This is a genomic window from Streptomyces venezuelae, from assembly GCF_008642335.1.
Classification (GTDB): Bacteria; Actinomycetota; Actinomycetes; order Streptomycetales; family Streptomycetaceae; genus Streptomyces; species Streptomyces venezuelae_F.
This window is the reverse complement of record NZ_CP029191.1, coordinates 3611342-3629612: the sequence shown is the minus strand read 5'-3', so window position 1 is coordinate 3629612 and position 18271 is coordinate 3611342. Positions and strand designations below refer to the sequence as shown.

Below are 18271 nucleotides of genomic sequence, written 5' to 3'. Positions count from 1 at the left end.
TCATGCCAAACAGAAGGCGGTTGGCCCAGAGGTGAGGGCCAACCGCCTTGTGTTCAGGTGGGGTTCGGGTGGGGTTGTCGGTTAAAGGGGTTCAACCACCCATTCACCCTTGCGCATGACGCCCTTGACGTCGAAGGCCGCGTCCAGGACCACCAGGTCCGCGTCCTTGCCGGGCTCCAGGGAGCCCACCTTGTCGTACTGGCCGAGGAGCTTCGCCGGATTCGCGGAGATGGCGCGGACGGTGTCCTCGACGGACAGCCCGTCGACGGTCACCGAGCGCTTGAACGCGCGGTCCTGGGTCAGGGTCGAGCCCGCGATCGAGCCACCCTCGACGAGCCGCGCGACGCTGTCCTTCACCTCGACCTCCAGCGGGCCGAGCATGTACCGGCCGTCGCCGAAGCCGGCCGCGTCCATCGCGTCGGTGATCAGTGCGACGCGGTCCGTGCCCGCGTGGTGGAAGGCCAGCTCGAAGGCGGCCGGGTGGAGGTGGGTGCCGTCGTTGATGAGCTCGACGGTGATCCGCTCGTCCTCCAGGAGCGCGGCGATCGGGCCCGGGGCGCGGTGGCCGAGACCCGGCATGGCGTTGAACAGGTGCGTGGCGACGGTGGCGCCCGCGTCGATCGCCTCGACGGTCTGCTCGTACGTCGCGTCCGTGTGGCCGATCGCCGCGATGACGCCGTGCTCGGCGAGGAGACGTACGGAGTCGATGCCGCCCGGCAGCTCGGTGGCGAGCGTGACCATCCTGGCCTGGCCGCGCGCGGCGTCGAGGAGCTTGCGGACGTCCGCGGGGTCGGGGTGGCGGAGCAGGCCCTCGCTGTGGGCGCCCTTGCGGCACGGGGAGATGAAGGGGCCCTCGAAGTGGATGCCGGCGAGGTCGCCCTGCTCGGCGAGTTCCGAGAGCAGCCCGGCGCGCTGGGCCAGGAAGTCCATCTCGCCGGTGACCGTCGAGGCGACGACGGTGGTGGTGCCGTGCAGGCGGTGAGTGTGGATGCCCTTGAGGACGTCCTCGACGGTGCCCGAGGTGAAGGAGGCGCCGCCGCCGCCGTGGTTGTGGATGTCCACGAAGCCGGGGACCAGCCAGTGGCCGGTGAGGTCGAGGGTTTCGGCGTCCGCGGGAGCGCTCCCCGTGATGCGCGCACCGTCGACGATCACTCGGCCGTTGGTGAGGGTCCCGGTGGGCAGTACCACCTGTGCACCGGCGAGAACCTTGCTAGTGGCCATCAGGTGGGTACCTCCGTGGGGTGGGTGGTGGTGTTGGTGGGGGTGGTGTTGGTGGGGGCGGTGCGGTCCGACTCTTGCTTGTCCACCAGGTCCCAGGCCAGCAGGCCCGCGCCGAGGCACCCCGCCGTGTCGCCGAGGGCCGCGGGGACGATCTCCGGAAGCGTCTGGAACTGGACGACGCGCGCCGCGACGGCGGCCCGCAGCGGCGTGAACAACGTTTCCCCCGCCTCGGCCAGGCCGCCACCGATGATCAGGGTCTGCGGGTCCAGCAGGGTGAGGGCGGTGAGCAGGCCGTCGGCCAGGGCGTCGACCGCGTTGCGCCAGACCTCCTGGGCCCGCGGGTCGCCGGACTCCACGGCCTTCGCGCAGTCCGCGGCGTCCGCCTCCGGGTCGCCGCTCGCCTCGGCCCACGCCTTGCTGACCGCGGACGCGGAGGCGAGGCGCTCCAGGCAGCCGCGCTGGCCGCAGCCGCAGGGCGGGCCGCCGGGGCGTACGACGATGTGGCCGATCTCGCCGGCCGAGCCGTGGGCGCCGGGTTCGATGGCGCCGCCGATGCCGATGGCGCCCGCGATGCCGGTGCCGAGGGGCACGAACAGGAAGCGGTCGGCGCCCTTGCCGGCGCCGATGCGGCCCTCGGCGAGGCCGCCCGTGCGGACGTCGTGGCCCAGGGCCACGGGGATGCCTTCCAGGCGGGCGCTGAGGAGGTCCCGGAGGGGGACGTCGCTCCAGCCGAGGTTGGCCGCGTACACGGCGATGCCGCGGTCGGCGTCGACGATGCCGGGGACGGCCACTCCTGCCGCTGTCGCGGGCTCGCCGTAGTGGGCGATGCCGTGGGCGCGGAGGGCCGCGGCGAAGTCGAGGATCGACTCCACGACCGCGTCGGCGCCGCGGGCGCGGCCGGTGGGGCGGCGGGCCTCGTGCAGCAGGGTGCCGTCCGCCCCTATCAGGGCGGCCTTCATTCCGGTGCCGCCCACATCGAGGGCGATGACGTGTCTCACGGGAACAGTCTCGCGCGTTGCCCGTGAGAGGTCTAGTCCACTTCTGGGTCCCGTGCGGGGCGGAGTCCTTTCTGGGGGTGGGTCTGGCCGGGGGGAGGCGCCCGCACTGCTGCGGACGCCCGCCGGACTCAGCCCAGGATCACCGGACTCAGCTCAGGATCACGCTGCGCGTCAGGTTGCGGGGGTGGTCCGGGTCCTGGCCGCGGGATTCTGCCAATGCCACCGCCAGGCGCTGGGCGCGGATGAGGTCGGCCAGGGGGTCGACCTCCTGGCGGGCCACCAGGTCGCCGCCGACGCGGGCCACGTCCTCCGCGAGGCCGTCCGGGAGCATGCCGAACATCCAGGCCACCCGGCCCGGGCCGGTGATGGAGATGGGACCGTGGCGGTACTCCATCGCCGGGTAGGACTCCGTCCAGGCGCCCGCCGCCTCCCGCATCTTCAGGGCGGCTTCGAGTGCGAGACCGTAGGTCCAGCCTCGGCCCAGGAACGTCCACTGTTCCGCGCCGACCACCGTCGGCGGCAGCGGCTCCGTCACCGCGAGTTCCGCGTCCACCGCCGCTTCCTGGACCGTCTTCAGGCCGGGGATGTGGCCGAGGCCGGCGCGCAGGAAGGCGAAGGCCGTCGTGGCGAAGCGGGTCTGGACGACCGATTCCTCGTCCGCCCAGTCCAGGACGGCGACCGAGTCCGCCGCGTCCATGACCGGCGTCTTCGGGTCGGCGGTGAGCGCGAGCGTCGGGACCGTGCCCTTGAGACGGTTCAGGAGGTCGAGGACCTCCGTCGTCGTGCCGGAGCGGGTGATCGCCACGACGCGGTCGTACGTACGGCCCGCCGGGAACTCCGAGGAGGCGAACGCGTCCGTCTCGCCGAGGCCCGCCGCCTCGCGCAGCGTCGCGTAGGCGATGGCCATGAACCAGGACGTCCCGCAGCCGGTGACGGCGACCCGCTCACCGGGTTTCGGCAGATCGTCGAAGGCGGCGGCCGCTTCCACCGCCCGGCGCCAGCAGGCGGGCTGGGTGGCTATTTCTTCTGCGGTACGCGACATGCGCCAAGGCTCCTCGTCAGTGCGGAAGTGCGGAAGTGCGGAAGTGCGGAAGTGGGGGGAGTGGAAGAAGTGCGACGTGCCGTCGTGAACGGTCGGAGACCTGATGTGCATAGCAGTCGCCCGGCGCGCCCCGCAACGCTCGGGGGCCGATGGACGCCGTTGCACAAGTGAGACTCGGGTGGTGTAGACCTTGTGTCCGGACTCGGGAGAAAATCGCAGTTCGGCAAGGTGCGAACGTAGAAGCAAAGCAATGAGGGTGGGACAGCTGTGCAGCGGCGCGTGACAGGTCTGACCGCGGCGGTGGCCGCACTGGGCATGGCGGGCGTGCTCGCCGGCTGCGGCGGTCCCGGTGACTCCGGCGACGTCACCCTCAAGCTGGTGGCCGCCGATTACGGCGACTCCGCGGCGAACAGCTCCAAGAAGTACTGGGACAGGGTCGTCGAGGGGTTCGAGAAGGAGAACCCCGGCATCAAGGTCGACGTCACCGTCCACTCCTGGAACGACGTGGACCGCGAGGTCAAGGAGATGGTCAAGAAGGGCGACGCCCCCGACCTGGCGCAGATCGGCGCGTACGCCGACTACGCCGCGCAGGGCAAGCTCTACGAGGCCGACGAGCTCCTCTCCATCGCCACCCAGGCCGACTTCCTCGCGCCCCTGTCGCGCGCCGGCGAGGTCAACCGCATCCAGTACGGCATGCCGTTCGCCTCCTCGACCCGCCTGCTCTTCTACAACACCAAGCTCTTCAAGGACGCGAACCTCACGCCGCCGCAGAGCTGGAGCGAGCTGCAGGCCGACGCGAAGGCCCTGAAGGCGCGCGGCGTGAAGATCCCGTACGCGCTGCCGCTCGGCCCCGAGGAGGCGCCCGCCGAGACGCTGATGTGGATGCTCAGCGGCGGCGGCGGTTACACCGACAACGTCGGCTCGTACGCCATCGACTCCCCGCAGAACGCCAAGACGTTCGCCTGGCTGCGGGACGAGCTCGTCGGCAAGGGCCTGACGGGTCCGACGGCGCCCGCAGAGATGAACCGCGCGGAGGCGTTCGCGGCGTTCTCGCGCGGCGAGGTCGGCATGCTCAACGGCCACCCGACGCTCATGAAGATGGCCGCCAAGAAGGGCGTCAAGTTCGGCATGGTGCCGGCGCCCGGCATCAACGGCAAGGCGCAGGCCACGATGGGTGTCGCCGACTGGATGATGGCGTTCAAGCAGAACGGTCACCGCAAGGAGGCCGGCAAGTTCCTGGACTACGCGTACAGCAAGAAGAACGTCCTCGACTTCTCGAACGAGTACGACATCCTGCCGGTGACGACCTCCGCGTCCGAGGCGATGGCCGCGGACCGCGGGCACACGGCGCTCGGCAAGTTCCTCGACGAGCTCCCGACCTCCGAGCTGTACCCGGTGGGCAAGACGTCGTGGGCGCAGGTCTCCGCGGACATCAAGAAGGACATCGGCAAGACCGTCGGCGAGGGCGGCAACCCGAAGTCGGTGCTCAGCCGGATCCAGAGCCGTGCGATGACCAAGGAGAACGCCGAGTAGCGTGCCGGCATGACCGTTCACGAGCCTGATGGACCCGAGCCGGACGAGCCGGACGGCGGCACGGATGAGCCGGACGGCGGCGAGGACTTCCCGGACGCCCTCTCCGCCCGCGACCGCGCCGTCCTAGCCCTCGAACGGCGGCCGTGGCCCGGTCCCGGAGCCAAGGAACGTGCCATCCGCGAGGAACTCGGGATGGTGCCGGTGCGCTACTACCAGATCCTGAACGCCCTGCTCGACGACACCCGCGCGCTCGCCCACGACCCGATTACGGTCAATCGGCTGCGCCGGGTGCGGGAGTCCCGGCGCGACGAGCGCTGACGCGGCTAAGGTCGGGCCCATGGGTGACCCTACGTACTCACAGTCGGACCTGCCCGAGCCTTCCGGACCGGCCGGTGCGTCCGGACCGCCCGAGCCCGTGACGCCCGCCGGGCGCGACGGCCTCGCCGCGATCCTCGCCCGGCCCGAGCGCGCGGTCGTGGCGCTCGACTTCGACGGCACGCTCGCCCCGATCGTCGCCGACCCGGAGCAGGCGCGTGCCCACCCCGACGCGGCGCGCGTGCTCGCCGCGCTCGCGCCGCGGCTGCGGTCGGCGGCCGTGGTCACGGGCCGCCCGGCGGGCGTCGCCGTGCGCTACGGAGGCTTCGCGGGCGTGCCGGGCCTCGATCACCTCGTCGTCCTCGGGCACTACGGCGCCGAGCGCTGGGACGCCGTCACCGGCACCGTGCGCGCCGCCGAGCCGCACCCCGGGGTCGCCGCCGTGCGCGCCGAGCTCCCCGGGTTCCTGGACGGGATCGGCGCGTGGCGCGGCACGTGGATAGAGGAGAAGGGGCGGGCCGTCGCGGTGCACACGCGCCGTGCGGAGGACCCGCAGGCCGCCTTCGACGCGCTGCGGGAGCCGCTCGGCGAGCTGGCGGACCGGCACGGCCTGATCGTCGAGCCCGGCCGACTCGTCCTTGAGCTGCGCCCGCCGGGCATGGACAAGGGCGTGGCCCTCGCCGAGTACCTGCGGGAGGTCGGCGCCGAGTCCGTCCTGTACGCGGGCGACGACCTCGGCGACCTGCCCGCCTTCGGCGCCGTGGAGAAGCTCCGCTCGGACGGGGTGGCGGGGCTGCTCGTGTGCAGCGGCAGCTCGGAGGTCGCGGAGCTTGCGGACCGGGCGGACCTGGTGGTGGACGGACCCGCGGGTGTGGTGCGGCTGCTGTCGTGGATCGGCGCGCAACTGCGCTGAGACGCGTTCACCTCGACCGCCGGTGCGCGACCGCGGGCTGTCGTGGGCTGGCCGCGCAGTTTCCCGCGCCCCTGGGTGGCCCACATCGTCCGGCACCGCTGGGGTGGACGACTTGGGGGCGCGGGGAACTGCGCGACCAGCCCCCACCGGGCCGCAGACGGAAGAACCGCGCCGCCCTTGGACCGTCCGGCGTCAGCCGGTGAGCGCCCGCAGCTGGTCCAGGAACCACTGTGCGGGCGGCAGCGCGGTCGCCGCCGCGGCGAGGCGCTTCGTGCGCTCGGCGCGCTCCTCCCGGGGCATGAGCAGCGCCGTGTGCAGCGCGTCGGCCGTCGCCGTCACGTCGTACGGGTTCACGGAGATCGCGTCCTCGCCGAGCTCCTCGTGGGCGCCCGCCTCCCGCGACAGGACCAGCGCGCAGCCGTCGTCGGAGACGACGGGGACCTCCTTGGCGACGAGGTTCATGCCGTCGCGGATGGGGTTGACCAGCGCCACGTCCGCCATGCGGTAGGCGGCGAGCGAGCGCGCGAAGTCGTCCTTGACGTGCAGGACCACCGGGGTCCAGCCGTCCGTCCCGTACGTGGAGTTGATCTCCGCGGCGACCCGGGAGACCTCTTCCGTGTAGTCGCGGTAGACCGCGAGGTCCTGCCGGGACGGGTAGGCGAAGGCGACGTGCACGACGCGCTCGCGCCATTCGGGGCGGGTCTCGAGGAGTTCCCGGTAGGCGAGGAGGCCGCGCACGATGTTCTTGGACAGCTCGGTGCGGTCCACCCGCACGATCAGCTTGCGGGGCTCGCCGTCCTGCTCGCCCGCCTGCTCCCGCAGCGCCCGCATCCGCTCCTCGACGTCGTCCCGCCGCGACCGCTCCCGCAGGAAGTCCGCGTCGGCGCCGAGCCCGTGCACCCCGATGCGGGTGCCCGACGTACCGCCCACGACCCGCACGCAGGAGTCGGTGAACGCGTCGGCCCACCGTCCGGTGAGGAACCCGAGCCGGTCCGCGCCGAGCATGCCGCGCAGCACCTGTTCGGCGACGTCGTCCGGCAGCATCCGGAAGTAGTCGGCGGGTGCCCACGGGGTGTGCGAGAAGTGGCCGATGCGCAGGTCGTCGCGGAGCTCGCGCAGCATGCCGGGGACCAGTGTCAGGTGGTAGTCCTGGACCAGGACGGCCGCCCCCGGGGCAGCCTCGCGGGCCAGTGCCTCGGCGAACGCCCGGTTGTACGTCTCGTACGCCGCCCACTGCGCGCGGAACTCCGGGCCGAAGGCCGGCTCCAGGGGCGTCTGGTAGAGCATGTGGTGGACGAACCACAGCACCGAGTTCGCGATGCCGTTGTACGCGTCCGCGTGGACGCGCGCGTCGATGTCCAGCATCCGCACGCCGGGTTCCCCGACGCCGCGCCGCACGGCCTCGCGGTCGCCCTCGCCGAGCGCCGCGCACACCCAGAGGGCGTCTGCCTCGTCGCCGATCGCGCTGAGTCCCGAGACGAGACCGCCGCCACCGCGCTTCGCGCTCAGCTCACCGTCCTCTCCGACGGTGTACGAGACGGGGCCGCGGTTGGACGCGACGAGGACCTGCGCTGCTGACGATGCGGACTCGGAGACCATGTGGCAAAACGTAGCCCGTCCCGTAAACCCTCAAACGTACGGCGGCCGGGTCAGTCGCGACGTCTGCGTGCCGCGACGATCACCAGTACGCCCAGCCCGCAGAGCGCGGCCGCGGCCCCGCCGAGGAGCAGGGTCCGGGAACTGCCCGTGTCGGCGAGCTCGGCAGGACCGGACCGGGCCTGCCGGGTCTCCTTGTGGGAGGCGGCCGTGGCGGCGGGCGCCGCGGGGAGGAACCCGGCGGCGACCACGGTGGCGACCGCGGCGGTGGCGAGCGCCAGTCCGGCCGCCCTCCGCAGGACTCGCAAGACGTCTTCCGCCCAGCTACAGCTGACCCTTGTAACCCACATAAGGGCAATGTAGGCAAAGCTGCTGATATCCGGTCGCTACGCCACGCGGCGATGCGCATACTCGGAGATATCGGCCATCGGCGGCCGCTCCTCCGTGTCCACCGGATGGGTCCGCGGCTCGAAGCCGTGTGTGCCGCGGACGAACTGCGTGAGCTCGGGACGTACGAGATGACCGCGCGCCAGCCGCACCTGCGCCGTCCGGTAGATCGCCGCCGCCATCCGCCCGAGCGCCTGCCCGTCCTGGTGCCGGTGCCTGCGCACCCCCACGTCGACCTGCGCCAGCGCGTCCAGGCCCACGGTGTGCAGCGCGTCGACGAGCAGCCCGAGCTCCACGCCGTACCCGACGGGGAACGGCAGCCGCTCGAGGAGCGACCTGCGCGCCGCGTACTCGCCGCCCAGCGGCTGCACGAACCCGGCGAGCCGCGGCCAGTGCATGTTCAGGAGCGGCCGCGCCATCAGCTCCGTCACCCGGCCGCCCTGCCCGTCCGCCCCCGCGAGCGGGCGGTCGTACATCGCCTTCACGAACGCCACGTCCGGGTCGGTGAGCAGCGGACCGACTATCCCCGAGACGAAGTCCGCCGAGAACTCCTTCAGGTCCGCGTCGACGAACGCCACGATGTCGCCGCTCGTCGCCAGCAGCGAGCGCCACAGCACCTCGCCCTTGCCCGCGACGGCCGGCAGGCGCGGCAGGATCGCGTCGCGGTGGACGACCTTGGCGCCCGCGGCGGCGGCGACCTCCGCCGTACGGTCCGTGGAGCCGGAGTCGACGACGAGCAACTCGTCGACCAGCGGAACCCTCTCCATCAGCTCGGCGCGGATCTCGGCGACGATCTCACCGACCGTCCCCTCCTCGTCGAGCGCGGGCAGCACGACGCTCACCGACGCGCCGCCCGCCCGTTTGGCGGCGGCCAGCAGGTCCCGCGGGCGGTCGGCGACGGACCAGGAACGCCTGCTCAGCCAGTGCTCGACCTCTTCCAGCACGGTCGTGGTCCTCCCATATGTGATCCATCTCGCGGTTCGGACGACTATCTCAAGGGTCCGGGGCTTCGGTTACAGTCTTGAACAACGCCGGTGGCCATCGCATGTCGGGGTCACCACCGCGTTCGCCTACGACAATCGAAACCCATAATCGAATACCGCTCATCCAGAGGGGCAGAGGGATACGGCCCGTTGAAGCCCCGGCAACCACCCAGTCGGTCTCGCGCAGTCAAGCGCAGCGAGGCTCCCGGCTAGCGAAGGTGCCAATTCCGTCTCGCGGCGAGATGCGTCGCGAGGAAGATGAGGAGAAAGGGCCTCGCCTCCATGGCTGTGCAGACTGTCGCCACCGAAAGCACCTCCGAAAGCGCCACCGCTTCGGGCTCTTCCGTAGACCTCGGGCCCGCATCCGGCCTCTCCTGCCGTGAGTGCGGCACCACGTTCCCGCTCGGCCCGATCTTCGCCTGCGTCGAGTGTTTCGGCCCCCTCGAAGTCGCGTACGACCTGCCCCTCGACGACCCGGAAGCCCTGCGCGAGCAGATCGAGGCCGGCCCCGCCAACATCTGGCGCTACGCCCCGCTCCTGCCCGTCCCCGCCGACGTGGCCGACAAGCCGAACCTGAACCCGGGCTGGACCAAGCTCGTCAAGGCCGACAACCTCGCGAAGGAAATCGGCGTCCAACAGGGCAAGTTGTTCGTCAAGGACGACTCCGGCAACCCCACGCACTCCTTCAAGGACCGCGTCGTCGCGCAGGCCCTCGAAGCGGCGCGCGCCTTCGGCTTCACCACGCTGTCCTGCTCCTCCACGGGCAACCTCGCGGGCGCGGTGGGCGCCGCGGCGGCCCGCGCCGGCTTCCGGTCCTGCGTGTTCATCCCGCACGACCTGGAGCAGGGCAAGGTCGTCATGGCCGCGGTCTACGGCGGTGAGCTCGTCGGCATCGAGGGCAACTACGACGACGTGAACCGCTTCTGCTCCGAGCTCATCGGCGACCCGCTGGGCGAGGGCTGGGGCTTCGTCAACGTCAACCTGCGGCCGTACTACGGCGAGGGCTCCAAGACCCTCGCGTACGAGATCTGCGAGCAGCTCGGCTGGGTCATCCCCGACCAGCTGGTCATCCCGATCGCGTCCGGATCGCAGCTCACGAAGATCGACAAGGGGCTGAAGGAGCTCATCGCCCTCGGTCTCGTCGAGGACAAGCCCTACAAGATCTTCGGCGCGCAGGCGGAGGGGTGCTCGCCGGTGTCGGCGGCGTTCAAGGCGGGCCACGACGTGGTCCGTCCGCAGAAGCCGAACACGATCGCCAAGTCGCTGGCGATCGGCAACCCGGCCGACGGTCCTTACGTGCTGGACATCGCGCGGCGTACGGGGGGTGCGGTGGAGGACGTCAACGACGAGCAGGTCGTGGACGCGATCGAGCTGCTCGCTCGGAGTGAGGGAATCTTCGCGGAGACAGCCGGTGGTGTGACCGTCGGCGTCACCAAGAAGCTGGTCGAAGCCGGGCTCATCGACCCTGCCCTCACCACGGTGGTGCTGAACACGGGGGACGGTCTGAAGACCCTCGACGCGGTCGCCGAGAGGTCTCAGGCGACCGCCACGATCAAGCCGAGCCTTGAGGCGTTCCGCTCTGCGGGTCTGGCCGACTAGTCGCCGTAGGGCCCGCGGTCCGCTGTCGACCGCGGGTCGTGGTCCGTCCTCGCGCAGTTCCCCGCGCCCCTTCGGGGCGCCCCCCATACATCTGAGGTGAAAAGTATGAGCGTCAACGTTCGGATCCCCACCATTCTTCGTACCTACACCGGCGGCAAGGCCGAGGTCGTCGCCGAGGGGGCGAACCTCGGGGAGGTCATCGCCGACCTGGAGAAGAACCACACCGGCATCGCCGCCCGCGTCCTGGACGACCAGGGCAAGCTGCGCCGCTTCGTCAACGTGTACGTGAACGACGACGACGTCCGGTTCGAGCAGGGTCTGGAGACGGCCACTCCGGACGGCGCGGGCGTCTCGATCATTCCCGCCGTCGCCGGCGGCTGATCTTTTCGCAAGCACCCTGCGTTATCTGAATTGCCCCCTCCGCGAGAGAAACGGAGGGGGCAATTCTGCATGGTTGAGCGCGGTACAGTTTGGGAAGCGCGCTCCGCCGCCCGTGCCGAGCGCATATACGAAGTCGGCCTCGAGCCGACAAGAAGTAGCCAAAGAGCACTGCCCATTTGAACCTTTTGCGGCTTTTGCCTGGCCTGACTTGCCCTGGATCCGGACGGAATCTCCGTATATTCCCGATCGGGCGTGCCCAGAATTCTCGTCCGATTGACCTGTTGCAGACGGCAGTTGGACAGATACATTCAGCGGCGGTCGACGCGTTCCGGCGCACACCCCTACCAGTGGGGGGTGAGGTCTGACCCGGGTCCGCGAAGTGCGGTCCTGTGCAAGGGCCAGTAATAGGGGAGTTAGGCATGGCTCAGGGCACCGTCAAGTGGTTCAACGCGGAGAAGGGGTACGGCTTCATCGCGGTCGACGGTGGTGCGGATGTTTTCGTCCACTACAGCGCGATCCAGATGGACGGTTACCGCACCCTTGAAGAAGGTCAGCGAGTCGAGTTCGAGATCTCGCAGGGCCAGAAGGGTCCGCAGGCGGACATGGTCAAGCTCGCCGTCTAGCTCGGCGCGACCGACCACCGAAGCAAGCATCGCGAGGGGCTCGTATCCCGACAGGGGTACGGGCCCCTCGTGTGTGCCGGGCCGGGCCGGGGTAGGTCCGGAGCCGGGCTCGGGGTCACCCCCGGGATCCTCCCCGGGATCCGTGAGAGGCGCTTGCACTCGCAGGGGTCGAGTGCTAATCATTGGGCTTAGCACTCTACGAGTGAGAGTGACAGAACTTGGATCGGGTCGGTGAGGTCCGCAGGCCGGGTGGGGCAAGGAACCACAAGGCAGCAGGCCGTCCGTCGCGGGCGCCAGCACGATCCGTTTTTGCGTTTCCACCCCGTCCGGGAGGACCACTTCACATGGCCAAGATCATCGCGTTCGACGAGGAGGCACGGCGCGGCCTCGAGCGCGGCATGAACCAGCTCGCCGACGCCGTCAAGGTGACCCTGGGCCCCAAGGGTCGCAACGTCGTCCTCGAGAAGAAGTGGGGCGCCCCCACGATCACCAACGATGGTGTGTCCATCGCCAAGGAGATCGAGCTCGAGGACCCGTACGAGAAGATCGGCGCCGAGCTGGTCAAGGAGGTCGCGAAGAAGACGGACGACGTCGCCGGTGACGGCACGACGACCGCGACCGTCCTGGCCCAGGCCCTGGTGCGCGAGGGTCTGCGCAACGTGGCCGCCGGTGCCAACCCGATGGCTCTGAAGCGCGGCATCGAGAAGGCCGTCGAGGCCGTCTCCGGCGCCCTGCTCGAGCAGGCCAAGGATGTCGAGACCAAGGAGCAGATCGCTTCCACGGCCTCCATCTCCGCCGCCGACACGCAGATCGGCGAGCTCATCGCCGAGGCGATGGACAAGGTCGGCAAGGAAGGCGTCATCACCGTCGAGGAGTCGCAGACCTTCGGTCTCGAGCTCGAGCTCACCGAGGGCATGCGCTTCGACAAGGGCTACATCTCGGCGTACTTCGCCACCGACATGGAGCGTATGGAGGCGTCGCTCGACGACCCGTACATCCTGATCGTCAACTCGAAGATCTCGAACGTGAAGGACCTCCTTCCGCTCCTCGAGAAGGTCATGCAGTCCGGCAAGCCGCTGCTGATCATCGCCGAGGACGTCGAGGGCGAGGCCCTGTCGACCCTGGTCGTCAACAAGATCCGTGGCACCTTCAAGTCCGTCGCCGTCAAGGCCCCGGGCTTCGGTGACCGCCGCAAGGCCATGCTCGGCGACATCGCCATCCTCACCGGTGGCACCGTCATCTCCGAGGAGGTCGGCCTCAAGCTGGAGAACGCCGGTCTCGACCTGCTCGGCCGCGCCCGCAAGGTCGTCATCACCAAGGACGAGACGACCATCGTCGACGGTGCCGGTGACAGCGACCAGGTCCAGGGCCGCGTCAACCAGATCCGCGCCGAGATCGAGAACAGCGACTCGGACTACGACCGCGAGAAGCTCCAGGAGCGCCTGGCGAAGCTCGCGGGCGGCGTGGCCGTCATCAAGGCCGGTGCCGCGACCGAGGTCGAGCTCAAGGAGCGCAAGCACCGCATCGAGGACGCCGTCCGCAACGCGAAGGCGGCCGTCGAAGAGGGCATCGTCGCCGGTGGTGGCGTCGCTCTCCTCCAGGCCTCCGCGGTCTTCGAGAAGCTCGAGCTCGACGGTGACGAGGCGACCGGCGCCAACGCCGTGAAGCTCGCCCTGGAGGCCCCGCTCAAGCAGATCGCCGTCAACGGTGGTCTCGAGGGTGGCGTCGTCGTGGAGAAGGTCCGCAACCTCACCGTCGGTCACGGTCTCAACGCCGCGACCGGTGAGTACGTGGACATGATCGCCGAGGGCATCCTCGACCCGGCGAAGGTCACGCGCTCTGCCCTGCAGAACGCCGCGTCCATCGCCGCGCTGTTCCTCACCACCGAGGCCGTCATCGCCGACAAGCCCGAGAAGGCCGGCGCTGCCGCCGCTCCGGGTGGCATGCCGGGCGGTGACATGGACTTCTGATCGACCTCTGGTTGATCACTGTCCTGACGTACCGAGGGCGGCACTCCTTCTCAGGAAGGGGTGCCGCCCTCGGGCGTTTCTCGTGCCGGATGCCCTACGGCAGACGCTCCAGGATCCAGCCGCACAGCTCCTCGGTGACCAGGGTGTGCGGCTCGTTCCGGGAGGCGCAGAGGAACTCGTCGAGTTCGCTCTCGGACTCCGCCGCGGCCGTCACCGGCTCGTACAGCTTCTCGTGCGTGTCGATGTCGCGCAGGGCGATCGCGCTGACCGTCGGCACGAAGCAGTGTTCGCGGATGTCCGCCTCGGAGCGGAGGCCGATGAGGGCCGGGATCTTGTTCAGCTCGTCGGCGAGGATGCCGAAGCCTTCCAGGGTGCCGCCCGGGGCGCCGTCGATCTCGGGCAGCCCGGATGTGTTGACGTGCGGCCGCCGCAGCGTCACGACCCGCAACTGCGCGACGAGTTCGTCCTCGCCCGCGGACTGCGTGTAGAGCCGCGTGCCGGTGATCGCCAGCCCTTTCCCGTGAAACGCCTGCTCCCCCGGCCGTATCCCGTTGCTCTCCCCGATCCGCACCCCGTTCGCGACGCCGATCTTCTTCGGCCGCGACGGCCACCCGCCGACCCGCTCCAGCTCGGCCAGGAACGTGCCGCGCTCCTTGTCCGTCTCCGGGGTGTCACCCCACTCGCTGATGTGCTGCCACAGCAGCTGCCGTGCGGCCGGGCTGTTCATCTGGTTCGAGAAGGCGGCGTTGAGGCTGCGGATGTAGTGCGCGAACGCCTGCAGCGCGATCGGGATCCACGCGCCGCGGTGCGGGCTGTCGTACGAGAAGTACAGCGCGGTCTGGTGGTCGTTCGCCTGCCCGCCCTCGTGCTCCATCTTCGCCAGCGCGTACCGCGAGACGAGGCCGCCCATGCTGAAACCGCCGACGGTCAGCGGGTGGTCGCCCGCGCGGCGCGCGATGGCCTCCAGGATGGCGCCCCGTACGACCTCGGCGTTGTCGAGGATGGACGCGCTGCGCTCGTCGAAGCCGAGCAGGACGACGTCACGGCCGCGGTTGCGCAGCTCGCTCAGGAACGCGTACGGCCCGCGTTCCAATATCTCCCACGAGAAGTTCAGCTCGCTGGGCCCGCTGTTGAACCCGTCGGCGATGAGGACGGGCCGGGTCAGCCCCTTGGTGGGGTCGGCGAGGTACACCCAGGCGGTGCCGCCGGGCAGCGCCCACTCGTCGTCGGGCGCGGGCGCCTCGGCGGGGGCCTCCCGGGCTTCCCTCGGGCCGGGGGCCAGGGTGATGCGGGCGGCGGCGCCGATCGCCTCGGCGACCTCGCGCTCGTCCAGCTGCTCCAGGTCGGGCTGAGTGGGCTCGTTGGAGTCGGTCATGAGGGTCCCCTCCGGTCGTGTCCGGTCGTGTCCGGTCGTGCCGCTTCGATGACGTGGGGTGCCATCATCGGCACGGGGCGTGATCGGGCGCGGGGCCTCAGCGGCCTTTCGGCCAGCACGCGTTCGGCCGTTCCGGGGCGGGGTGGGGGAGGGGTTGAGGCTGCCGGTGGTGGGTGACCGGGCGGTACGGGGCGGGGGTGGCGGCGGAGCGGTGGCGCGTCGGCCATGTGGGGGCGGGGCGCGGAGCCTCGGGTGGCCTCCCGGCGGGGAAAGTATGTCGCGAAGACGACGAGGGGGGCGGCCGAGGTGATGTTCACTTCTGGACACGGAGGGATGTTGGGTTGCCAAGGCTTTTAAGGTTGCGCAGTTGCGGACACGCTGGGTGATGGAACAGCAACACTCAGTGTGAGAGGCAGTGGTCATGGCGCTGACGGCGGAGGAACGGGTGCGGGCGGCCGAGGAAGCCGTACGGCAGTTGAAGGTAGGCCTTGCGGAGGCCGGGGTCACGTTGCCGTCGCTGCGGGTGGACCCGCTGAGCTTGGCGAGCGAGGGGCTGCCGCTCGTGGAGCTGGGGCGGTGCAACCTCGACACGGCGCTGCGGCTCGCCGCGGTGCTGGAAGGGGAGAAGCGGTGATGGGGGCGGAGGCAGGGGTGGAGGAGGACCCTTGTGTGCCCGAGGCGGGGACGTACGCCGTCGACTATCGGGACGGGAGCGTCGGCCAGGTCATGGGGTGCGAGGGAGGGCTCGTGCAGCTGCGGCCGCTGGGCGGAGGGCGGGAGTGGGACTGCCCGCCGGACGCGGTGGGCGCGGCGGACCCGGGGGAGGTGCTGCGGGAACGGGTACGGGAACTGAACCGGCAGGTCCAGGCGCGGCCGCGGTGAGTGCGGATCACCGGAAGCTGTGGGTCTACGACTTCCGTCGCTGAGTCAGGCCGCTGGGTGACCGATGAACCTGACCTCTTCGTGGTCCGCGTCGAGGGCGATGTTCAGGGAGGCGTTCATGGCCATGGCGATGCGGCGCAGAAGGGGCAGGGTCGGGACTGCGTCCGCGCCTTCGATGCGCGAGATCTTGGCCTGGGTCAGGCCTGCGCGCTCGGCAACTTCCGCCTGGGTGAGGCCGAGTTCGGTGCGGCGATCGTAGACAGCCTTGGCGAAGGTCATCGCGAGGCGGATCTCGGCGCGCTCGGCCGCCGCCTCGGGCGCCTCCACGTGGCCTTCGAGGAGCTTCCTCTCGCGGGCCAGCTTCCACCGGGTATGGCTCACTTCGTGTCTCCGTCCTCGGCTCGGTCGTATGTCCGATGGGCTGGGCCGTGCTCGCTCTCGCACACTTTGCGAACCCGTACCGCACGATCGACTTGCTCCCTTTCCAGTATCCGGGTCTTGTGGAAGACCGTGAGCAACACGATGCGGCGGTCGGCCGTGAACCAGTACGTGATTCGCGCGTCCTGCCCGTTCAGCGTCGGCCGGAGCTCGTACACCCCCTCGCGCAGGGGGCGCGCGAAAGGCATGGGAGTGGCCGTGCCCAGGCTCGCGAGCAGGTCCGCGTACTCCTCGACCTTTCGGTAGTGCCGATCGGTGAGGAGCTCGAGCCAGGCGCGGACTTCTGGCTCGAGCTCCATGTTGTAGGGGGCGTCCATGCAGGGACCGTAATATGTCGTCTGCGACATATTAGCGTTCGGCGGGCCGGTTCGCCGGATCGTGTGACGGGTGCCCGGGGTGGTGTCGGACAGGGGTGGTGTCAGACCCCCGCCGGCGCCTTCGCCGAGCCGTCCGTGCTCATCGGCGGGTTCGGTTCCGCTTCTGCGCGGGCCGTGGGGGACTCGCCCGCGTCGACGTCTGCGTTCAGGTCGATCAGCATCTGCTTGCTGAAGCCGAAGAAGTAGGTGGCGAGGAAGCCCACCAGGTAGCCGACCAGGAGGCCGCCGGCGTAGATCGCCACCGTCAGGCCGAGGTTCTCGTTGCCGTCGAGGAGCGGGAAGAGGGCCCAGCCGGACGGGCCGATCGCCGTCGAGCCGACCTTGTCGCCGAGCATCGAGAAGAACCCGATGAACGCGCCGCCCGCCGCCCCGCCCACGCACGCCGTGACGAACGGGCGGCCGAGGGGGAGCGAGACGCCGTAGATGAGGGGTTCGCCCACGCCGAGGAAGCCCGCGGGGAGCGCCGACTTGATCGTCGTACGGATGGACGTGTTGTGCCGCAGGCGCTTGTACACCGCGATCGCGCAGCCCACCTGGCCCGCGCCCGCCATCGCCAGGATGGGCAGCAGGACGGTGAAGCCCTGCTGTTCGATGAGGGTCGTGTGGATGGGGATGAGGGCCTGGTGCAGGCCCAGCATGACCAGGGGGAGGAAGAGGCCGCCGAGGACGAGGCCCGCGAACGCGCCCGTGTTGTCCAGGAGCCAGTCCGCCGCCGTACCGATGCCGGTGGACACCTCGCCCGCGAGGAACATCAGGCCGAAGATCGTGACGAGGCCGGAGACGAGGACCGTCAGGGTGGGCGTGACCAGGACGTCCACCGCCTCCGGGACCCACCTCCTGCACCACTTCTCGACGTACGTGGCGAGGACCGCCGCGCCCAGTGCGCCGAGGACGCCGCCCTGGCCGGGTGAGAGCTTCTGTCCGAAGGCGCTGATGTCCGCGACGCCCGCGTACACGATGATCGCCGCGACCGCGCCGCCCAGGATCGGCGTACCACCGAACTCCTTCGCCGTGTTGTAGCCGACGAACACCGCGATCAGCGCCATGAAGCCGGAGGCTATGGCGGCCAGCGCGGGCGTGATCGACGGCAGCCACTCCAGGTTGACCAGGAGGCCGTTGAAGCCGGCGATGATGCCGCAGCCGATCAGGGCGGGGATCAGCGGCACGAAGATGTTCGCGATCCGGCGCAGGAACAGTTTGAAGGGGGTGGCGTTCTTCGCTTTGCGGGCTGCTTTCAGCGCCGCGCCCTGGGCGGCCAGCTCGGAGGCGGTCGAAGCGCGGTCGGCGTGGTCGGTGTGATCGGGCTGGGCGGAAGGTGGCTGGGGTGCGGCCTGGGCCGGGGGCGGGGCCGGGAGCGGCTGTGTGCTCTCCGCCGCCACCAACGCCTCCAGCTCCGGCGTGACCCGGGCGACCGTGCCCGGACCCAGCACGATCTGGTACGTGTCGTCCTCGACCACGCCCATCACGGCTGGCAGAGACTTCAGCGCGTCGTCGTCGACGAGCGAACGGTCGGCCAGGCCCAGGCGGAGCCGGGTCATGCAGTGGGCGACGGACGTGATGTTCCGGGCACCGCCGACGAGCGGGAGGATCGCGGCGGCGGTGGCGCGGTTCTTGTCAGGTGCCATGGTGCTTGTGCCT

The 18271-nt window shown here is 70.4% G+C and carries 19 protein-coding genes and 1 riboswitch; of the genes, 9 read left to right on the top strand and 10 right to left on the bottom strand.

Translation table 11 applies throughout. The features are described from left to right. Positions 1-81: 81 nt before the first annotated feature. The 3 genes from nagA to DEJ49_RS16150 all read right to left on the bottom strand — a co-directional run bounded on the left by nagA (position 82) and on the right by DEJ49_RS16150 (position 3261). On the bottom strand, positions 82-1221 hold the full coding sequence (gene nagA, locus DEJ49_RS16160; RefSeq protein ID WP_150184776.1) for an N-acetylglucosamine-6-phosphate deacetylase: 1140 nt from the start codon (positions 1219-1221) through the stop codon (positions 82-84). Continuing rightward, entirely contained in the window at positions 1221-2219 is a 999-nt protein-coding gene (locus DEJ49_RS16155) for an ROK family protein (protein ID WP_150184775.1), read from the bottom strand. Before DEJ49_RS16155 ends, nagA begins: the two co-directional genes overlap by 1 nt. Before the next feature lie 148 nt (positions 2220-2367). Further along, entirely contained in the window at positions 2368-3261 is an 894-nt protein-coding gene (locus DEJ49_RS16150) for an SIS domain-containing protein (protein WP_150184774.1), read from the bottom strand. A 315-nt stretch (positions 3262-3576) separates the two neighbouring features. Between DEJ49_RS16150 and DEJ49_RS16145 the strand changes: the two genes are divergently transcribed. The 3 genes from DEJ49_RS16145 to otsB are packed head-to-tail and all read left to right on the top strand — an operon-like array spanning position 3577 to position 6022. Beyond that, complete coding sequence (locus DEJ49_RS16145) at positions 3577-4794, top strand: ABC transporter substrate-binding protein (RefSeq protein WP_150188273.1); 1218 nt, start codon at positions 3577-3579, stop codon at positions 4792-4794. A gap of 9 nt (positions 4795-4803) precedes the next feature. Continuing rightward, on the top strand, positions 4804-5112 hold the full coding sequence (locus DEJ49_RS16140; protein WP_150184773.1) for a DUF3263 domain-containing protein: 309 nt from the start codon (positions 4804-4806) through the stop codon (positions 5110-5112). Positions 5113-5131: 19 nt separating this feature from the next. Beyond that, positions 5132-6022 carry a trehalose-phosphatase gene (gene otsB / locus DEJ49_RS16135; RefSeq protein ID WP_150184772.1) on the top strand — a complete coding sequence of 297 codons (891 nt, stop codon included), beginning with the start codon at positions 5132-5134 and terminating at the stop codon, positions 6020-6022. Positions 6023-6214: 192 nt separating this feature from the next. On the opposite strand, the gene DEJ49_RS16130 is transcribed toward otsB, so the two are convergent. From DEJ49_RS16130 to DEJ49_RS16120, 3 genes are all read right to left on the bottom strand, one after another. Further along, positions 6215-7621, bottom strand: a complete 1407-nt coding sequence (locus tag DEJ49_RS16130; RefSeq protein ID WP_150184771.1) for a trehalose-6-phosphate synthase — start codon at positions 7619-7621, stop codon at positions 6215-6217. 50 nt (positions 7622-7671) lie between these two features. Beyond that, entirely contained in the window at positions 7672-7926 is a 255-nt protein-coding gene (locus DEJ49_RS16125; RefSeq protein WP_150184770.1) for a hypothetical protein, read from the bottom strand. Between the two features lie 78 nt (positions 7927-8004). Continuing rightward, positions 8005-8949 carry a glucosyl-3-phosphoglycerate synthase gene (locus tag DEJ49_RS16120; RefSeq protein ID WP_150184769.1) on the bottom strand — a complete coding sequence of 315 codons (945 nt, stop codon included), beginning with the start codon at positions 8947-8949 and terminating at the stop codon, positions 8005-8007. A 156-nt stretch (positions 8950-9105) separates the two neighbouring features. After that, a riboswitch (SAM riboswitch) is annotated at positions 9106-9253 on the top strand. On the opposite strand from DEJ49_RS16120, the gene thrC reads away from it, so the two are divergent. From thrC to groL, 4 genes are all read left to right on the top strand, one after another. Continuing rightward, complete coding sequence (gene thrC, locus DEJ49_RS16115; protein WP_150184768.1) at positions 9247-10587, top strand: threonine synthase; 1341 nt, start codon at positions 9247-9249, stop codon at positions 10585-10587. (Overlaps the previous riboswitch by 7 nt.) Positions 10588-10692: 105 nt before the next feature. Next, entirely contained in the window at positions 10693-10968 is a 276-nt protein-coding gene (locus tag DEJ49_RS16110; RefSeq protein ID WP_150184767.1) for a MoaD/ThiS family protein, read from the top strand. Positions 10969-11387: 419 nt separating this feature from the next. Beyond that, complete coding sequence (locus DEJ49_RS16105; protein WP_005315736.1) at positions 11388-11591, top strand: cold-shock protein; 204 nt, start codon at positions 11388-11390, stop codon at positions 11589-11591. Between the two features lie 344 nt (positions 11592-11935). After that, complete coding sequence (groL, locus tag DEJ49_RS16100; protein ID WP_150169309.1) at positions 11936-13561, top strand: chaperonin GroEL; 1626 nt, start codon at positions 11936-11938, stop codon at positions 13559-13561. 94 nt (positions 13562-13655) lie between these two features. On the opposite strand, the gene DEJ49_RS16095 is transcribed toward groL, so the two are convergent. Continuing rightward, a complete protein-coding gene (locus DEJ49_RS16095) occupies positions 13656-14936 on the bottom strand; it encodes an esterase/lipase family protein (RefSeq protein WP_150184766.1) in 1281 nt (426 codons plus the stop codon). 421 nt (positions 14937-15357) lie between these two features. Here DEJ49_RS16095 and DEJ49_RS16090 point away from each other — a divergent pair, with 421 nt between their 5' ends. Both DEJ49_RS16090 and DEJ49_RS16085 read left to right on the top strand, forming a co-directional pair. After that, the gene (locus DEJ49_RS16090; protein WP_150188272.1) at positions 15358-15570 is read left to right on the top strand and encodes a hypothetical protein; all 213 of its coding nucleotides are present in this window, start codon (positions 15358-15360) and stop codon (positions 15568-15570) included. Then, the gene (locus DEJ49_RS16085) at positions 15570-15818 is read left to right on the top strand and encodes a hypothetical protein (RefSeq protein ID WP_150184765.1); all 249 of its coding nucleotides are present in this window, start codon (positions 15570-15572) and stop codon (positions 15816-15818) included. Before DEJ49_RS16090 ends, DEJ49_RS16085 begins: the two co-directional genes overlap by 1 nt. Positions 15819-15863: 45 nt before the next feature. On the opposite strand, the gene DEJ49_RS16080 is transcribed toward DEJ49_RS16085, so the two are convergent. The 3 genes from DEJ49_RS16080 to DEJ49_RS16070 all read right to left on the bottom strand — a co-directional run bounded on the left by DEJ49_RS16080 (position 15864) and on the right by DEJ49_RS16070 (position 18258). After that, a complete protein-coding gene (locus DEJ49_RS16080) occupies positions 15864-16199 on the bottom strand; it encodes a helix-turn-helix domain-containing protein (protein ID WP_150184764.1) in 336 nt (111 codons plus the stop codon). Further along, positions 16196-16573: a type II toxin-antitoxin system RelE/ParE family toxin gene (locus tag DEJ49_RS16075; protein WP_150184763.1), complete on the bottom strand. Its 378-nt coding sequence runs from the start codon at positions 16571-16573 to the stop codon at positions 16196-16198. Before DEJ49_RS16075 ends, DEJ49_RS16080 begins: the two co-directional genes overlap by 4 nt. Before the next feature lie 101 nt (positions 16574-16674). After that, positions 16675-18258 (bottom strand): PTS transporter subunit EIIC, encoded by a 1584-nt coding sequence (locus DEJ49_RS16070; RefSeq protein WP_150184762.1) that lies wholly within the window; start codon positions 18256-18258, stop codon positions 16675-16677. Positions 18259-18271: the final 13 nt, after the last annotated feature.

What these genes read in the sequence shown, in the direction of transcription:
- nagA (WP_150184776.1), bottom strand. Translation starts at nt 1,221, where the DNA reads ATGGCCACTAGCAAGGTTCTCGCCGGTGCACAGGTGGTACTGCCCACC.
- DEJ49_RS16150 (WP_150184774.1), bottom strand. Translation starts at nt 3,261, where the DNA reads ATGTCGCGTACCGCAGAAGAAATAGCCACCCAGCCCGCCTGCTGGCGC.
- DEJ49_RS16145 (WP_150188273.1), top strand. Translation starts at nt 3,577, where the DNA reads ATGGCGGGCGTGCTCGCCGGCTGCGGCGGTCCCGGTGACTCCGGCGAC.
- DEJ49_RS16140 (WP_150184773.1), top strand. Translation starts at nt 4,804, where the DNA reads ATGACCGTTCACGAGCCTGATGGACCCGAGCCGGACGAGCCGGACGGC.
- otsB (WP_150184772.1), top strand. Translation starts at nt 5,132, where the DNA reads ATGGGTGACCCTACGTACTCACAGTCGGACCTGCCCGAGCCTTCCGGA.
- DEJ49_RS16130 (WP_150184771.1), bottom strand. Translation starts at nt 7,621, where the DNA reads ATGGTCTCCGAGTCCGCATCGTCAGCAGCGCAGGTCCTCGTCGCGTCC.
- thrC (WP_150184768.1), top strand. Translation starts at nt 9,247, where the DNA reads ATGAGGAGAAAGGGCCTCGCCTCCATGGCTGTGCAGACTGTCGCCACC.
- DEJ49_RS16110 (WP_150184767.1), top strand. Translation starts at nt 10,693, where the DNA reads ATGAGCGTCAACGTTCGGATCCCCACCATTCTTCGTACCTACACCGGC.
- DEJ49_RS16105 (WP_005315736.1), top strand. Translation starts at nt 11,388, where the DNA reads ATGGCTCAGGGCACCGTCAAGTGGTTCAACGCGGAGAAGGGGTACGGC.
- groL (WP_150169309.1), top strand. Translation starts at nt 11,936, where the DNA reads ATGGCCAAGATCATCGCGTTCGACGAGGAGGCACGGCGCGGCCTCGAG.
- DEJ49_RS16095 (WP_150184766.1), bottom strand. Translation starts at nt 14,936, where the DNA reads ATGACCGACTCCAACGAGCCCACTCAGCCCGACCTGGAGCAGCTGGAC.
- DEJ49_RS16090 (WP_150188272.1), top strand. Translation starts at nt 15,358, where the DNA reads ATGGCGCTGACGGCGGAGGAACGGGTGCGGGCGGCCGAGGAAGCCGTA.
- DEJ49_RS16085 (WP_150184765.1), top strand. Translation starts at nt 15,570, where the DNA reads ATGGGGGCGGAGGCAGGGGTGGAGGAGGACCCTTGTGTGCCCGAGGCG.
- DEJ49_RS16075 (WP_150184763.1), bottom strand. Translation starts at nt 16,573, where the DNA reads ATGGACGCCCCCTACAACATGGAGCTCGAGCCAGAAGTCCGCGCCTGG.
- DEJ49_RS16070 (WP_150184762.1), bottom strand. Translation starts at nt 18,258, where the DNA reads ATGGCACCTGACAAGAACCGCGCCACCGCCGCCGCGATCCTCCCGCTC.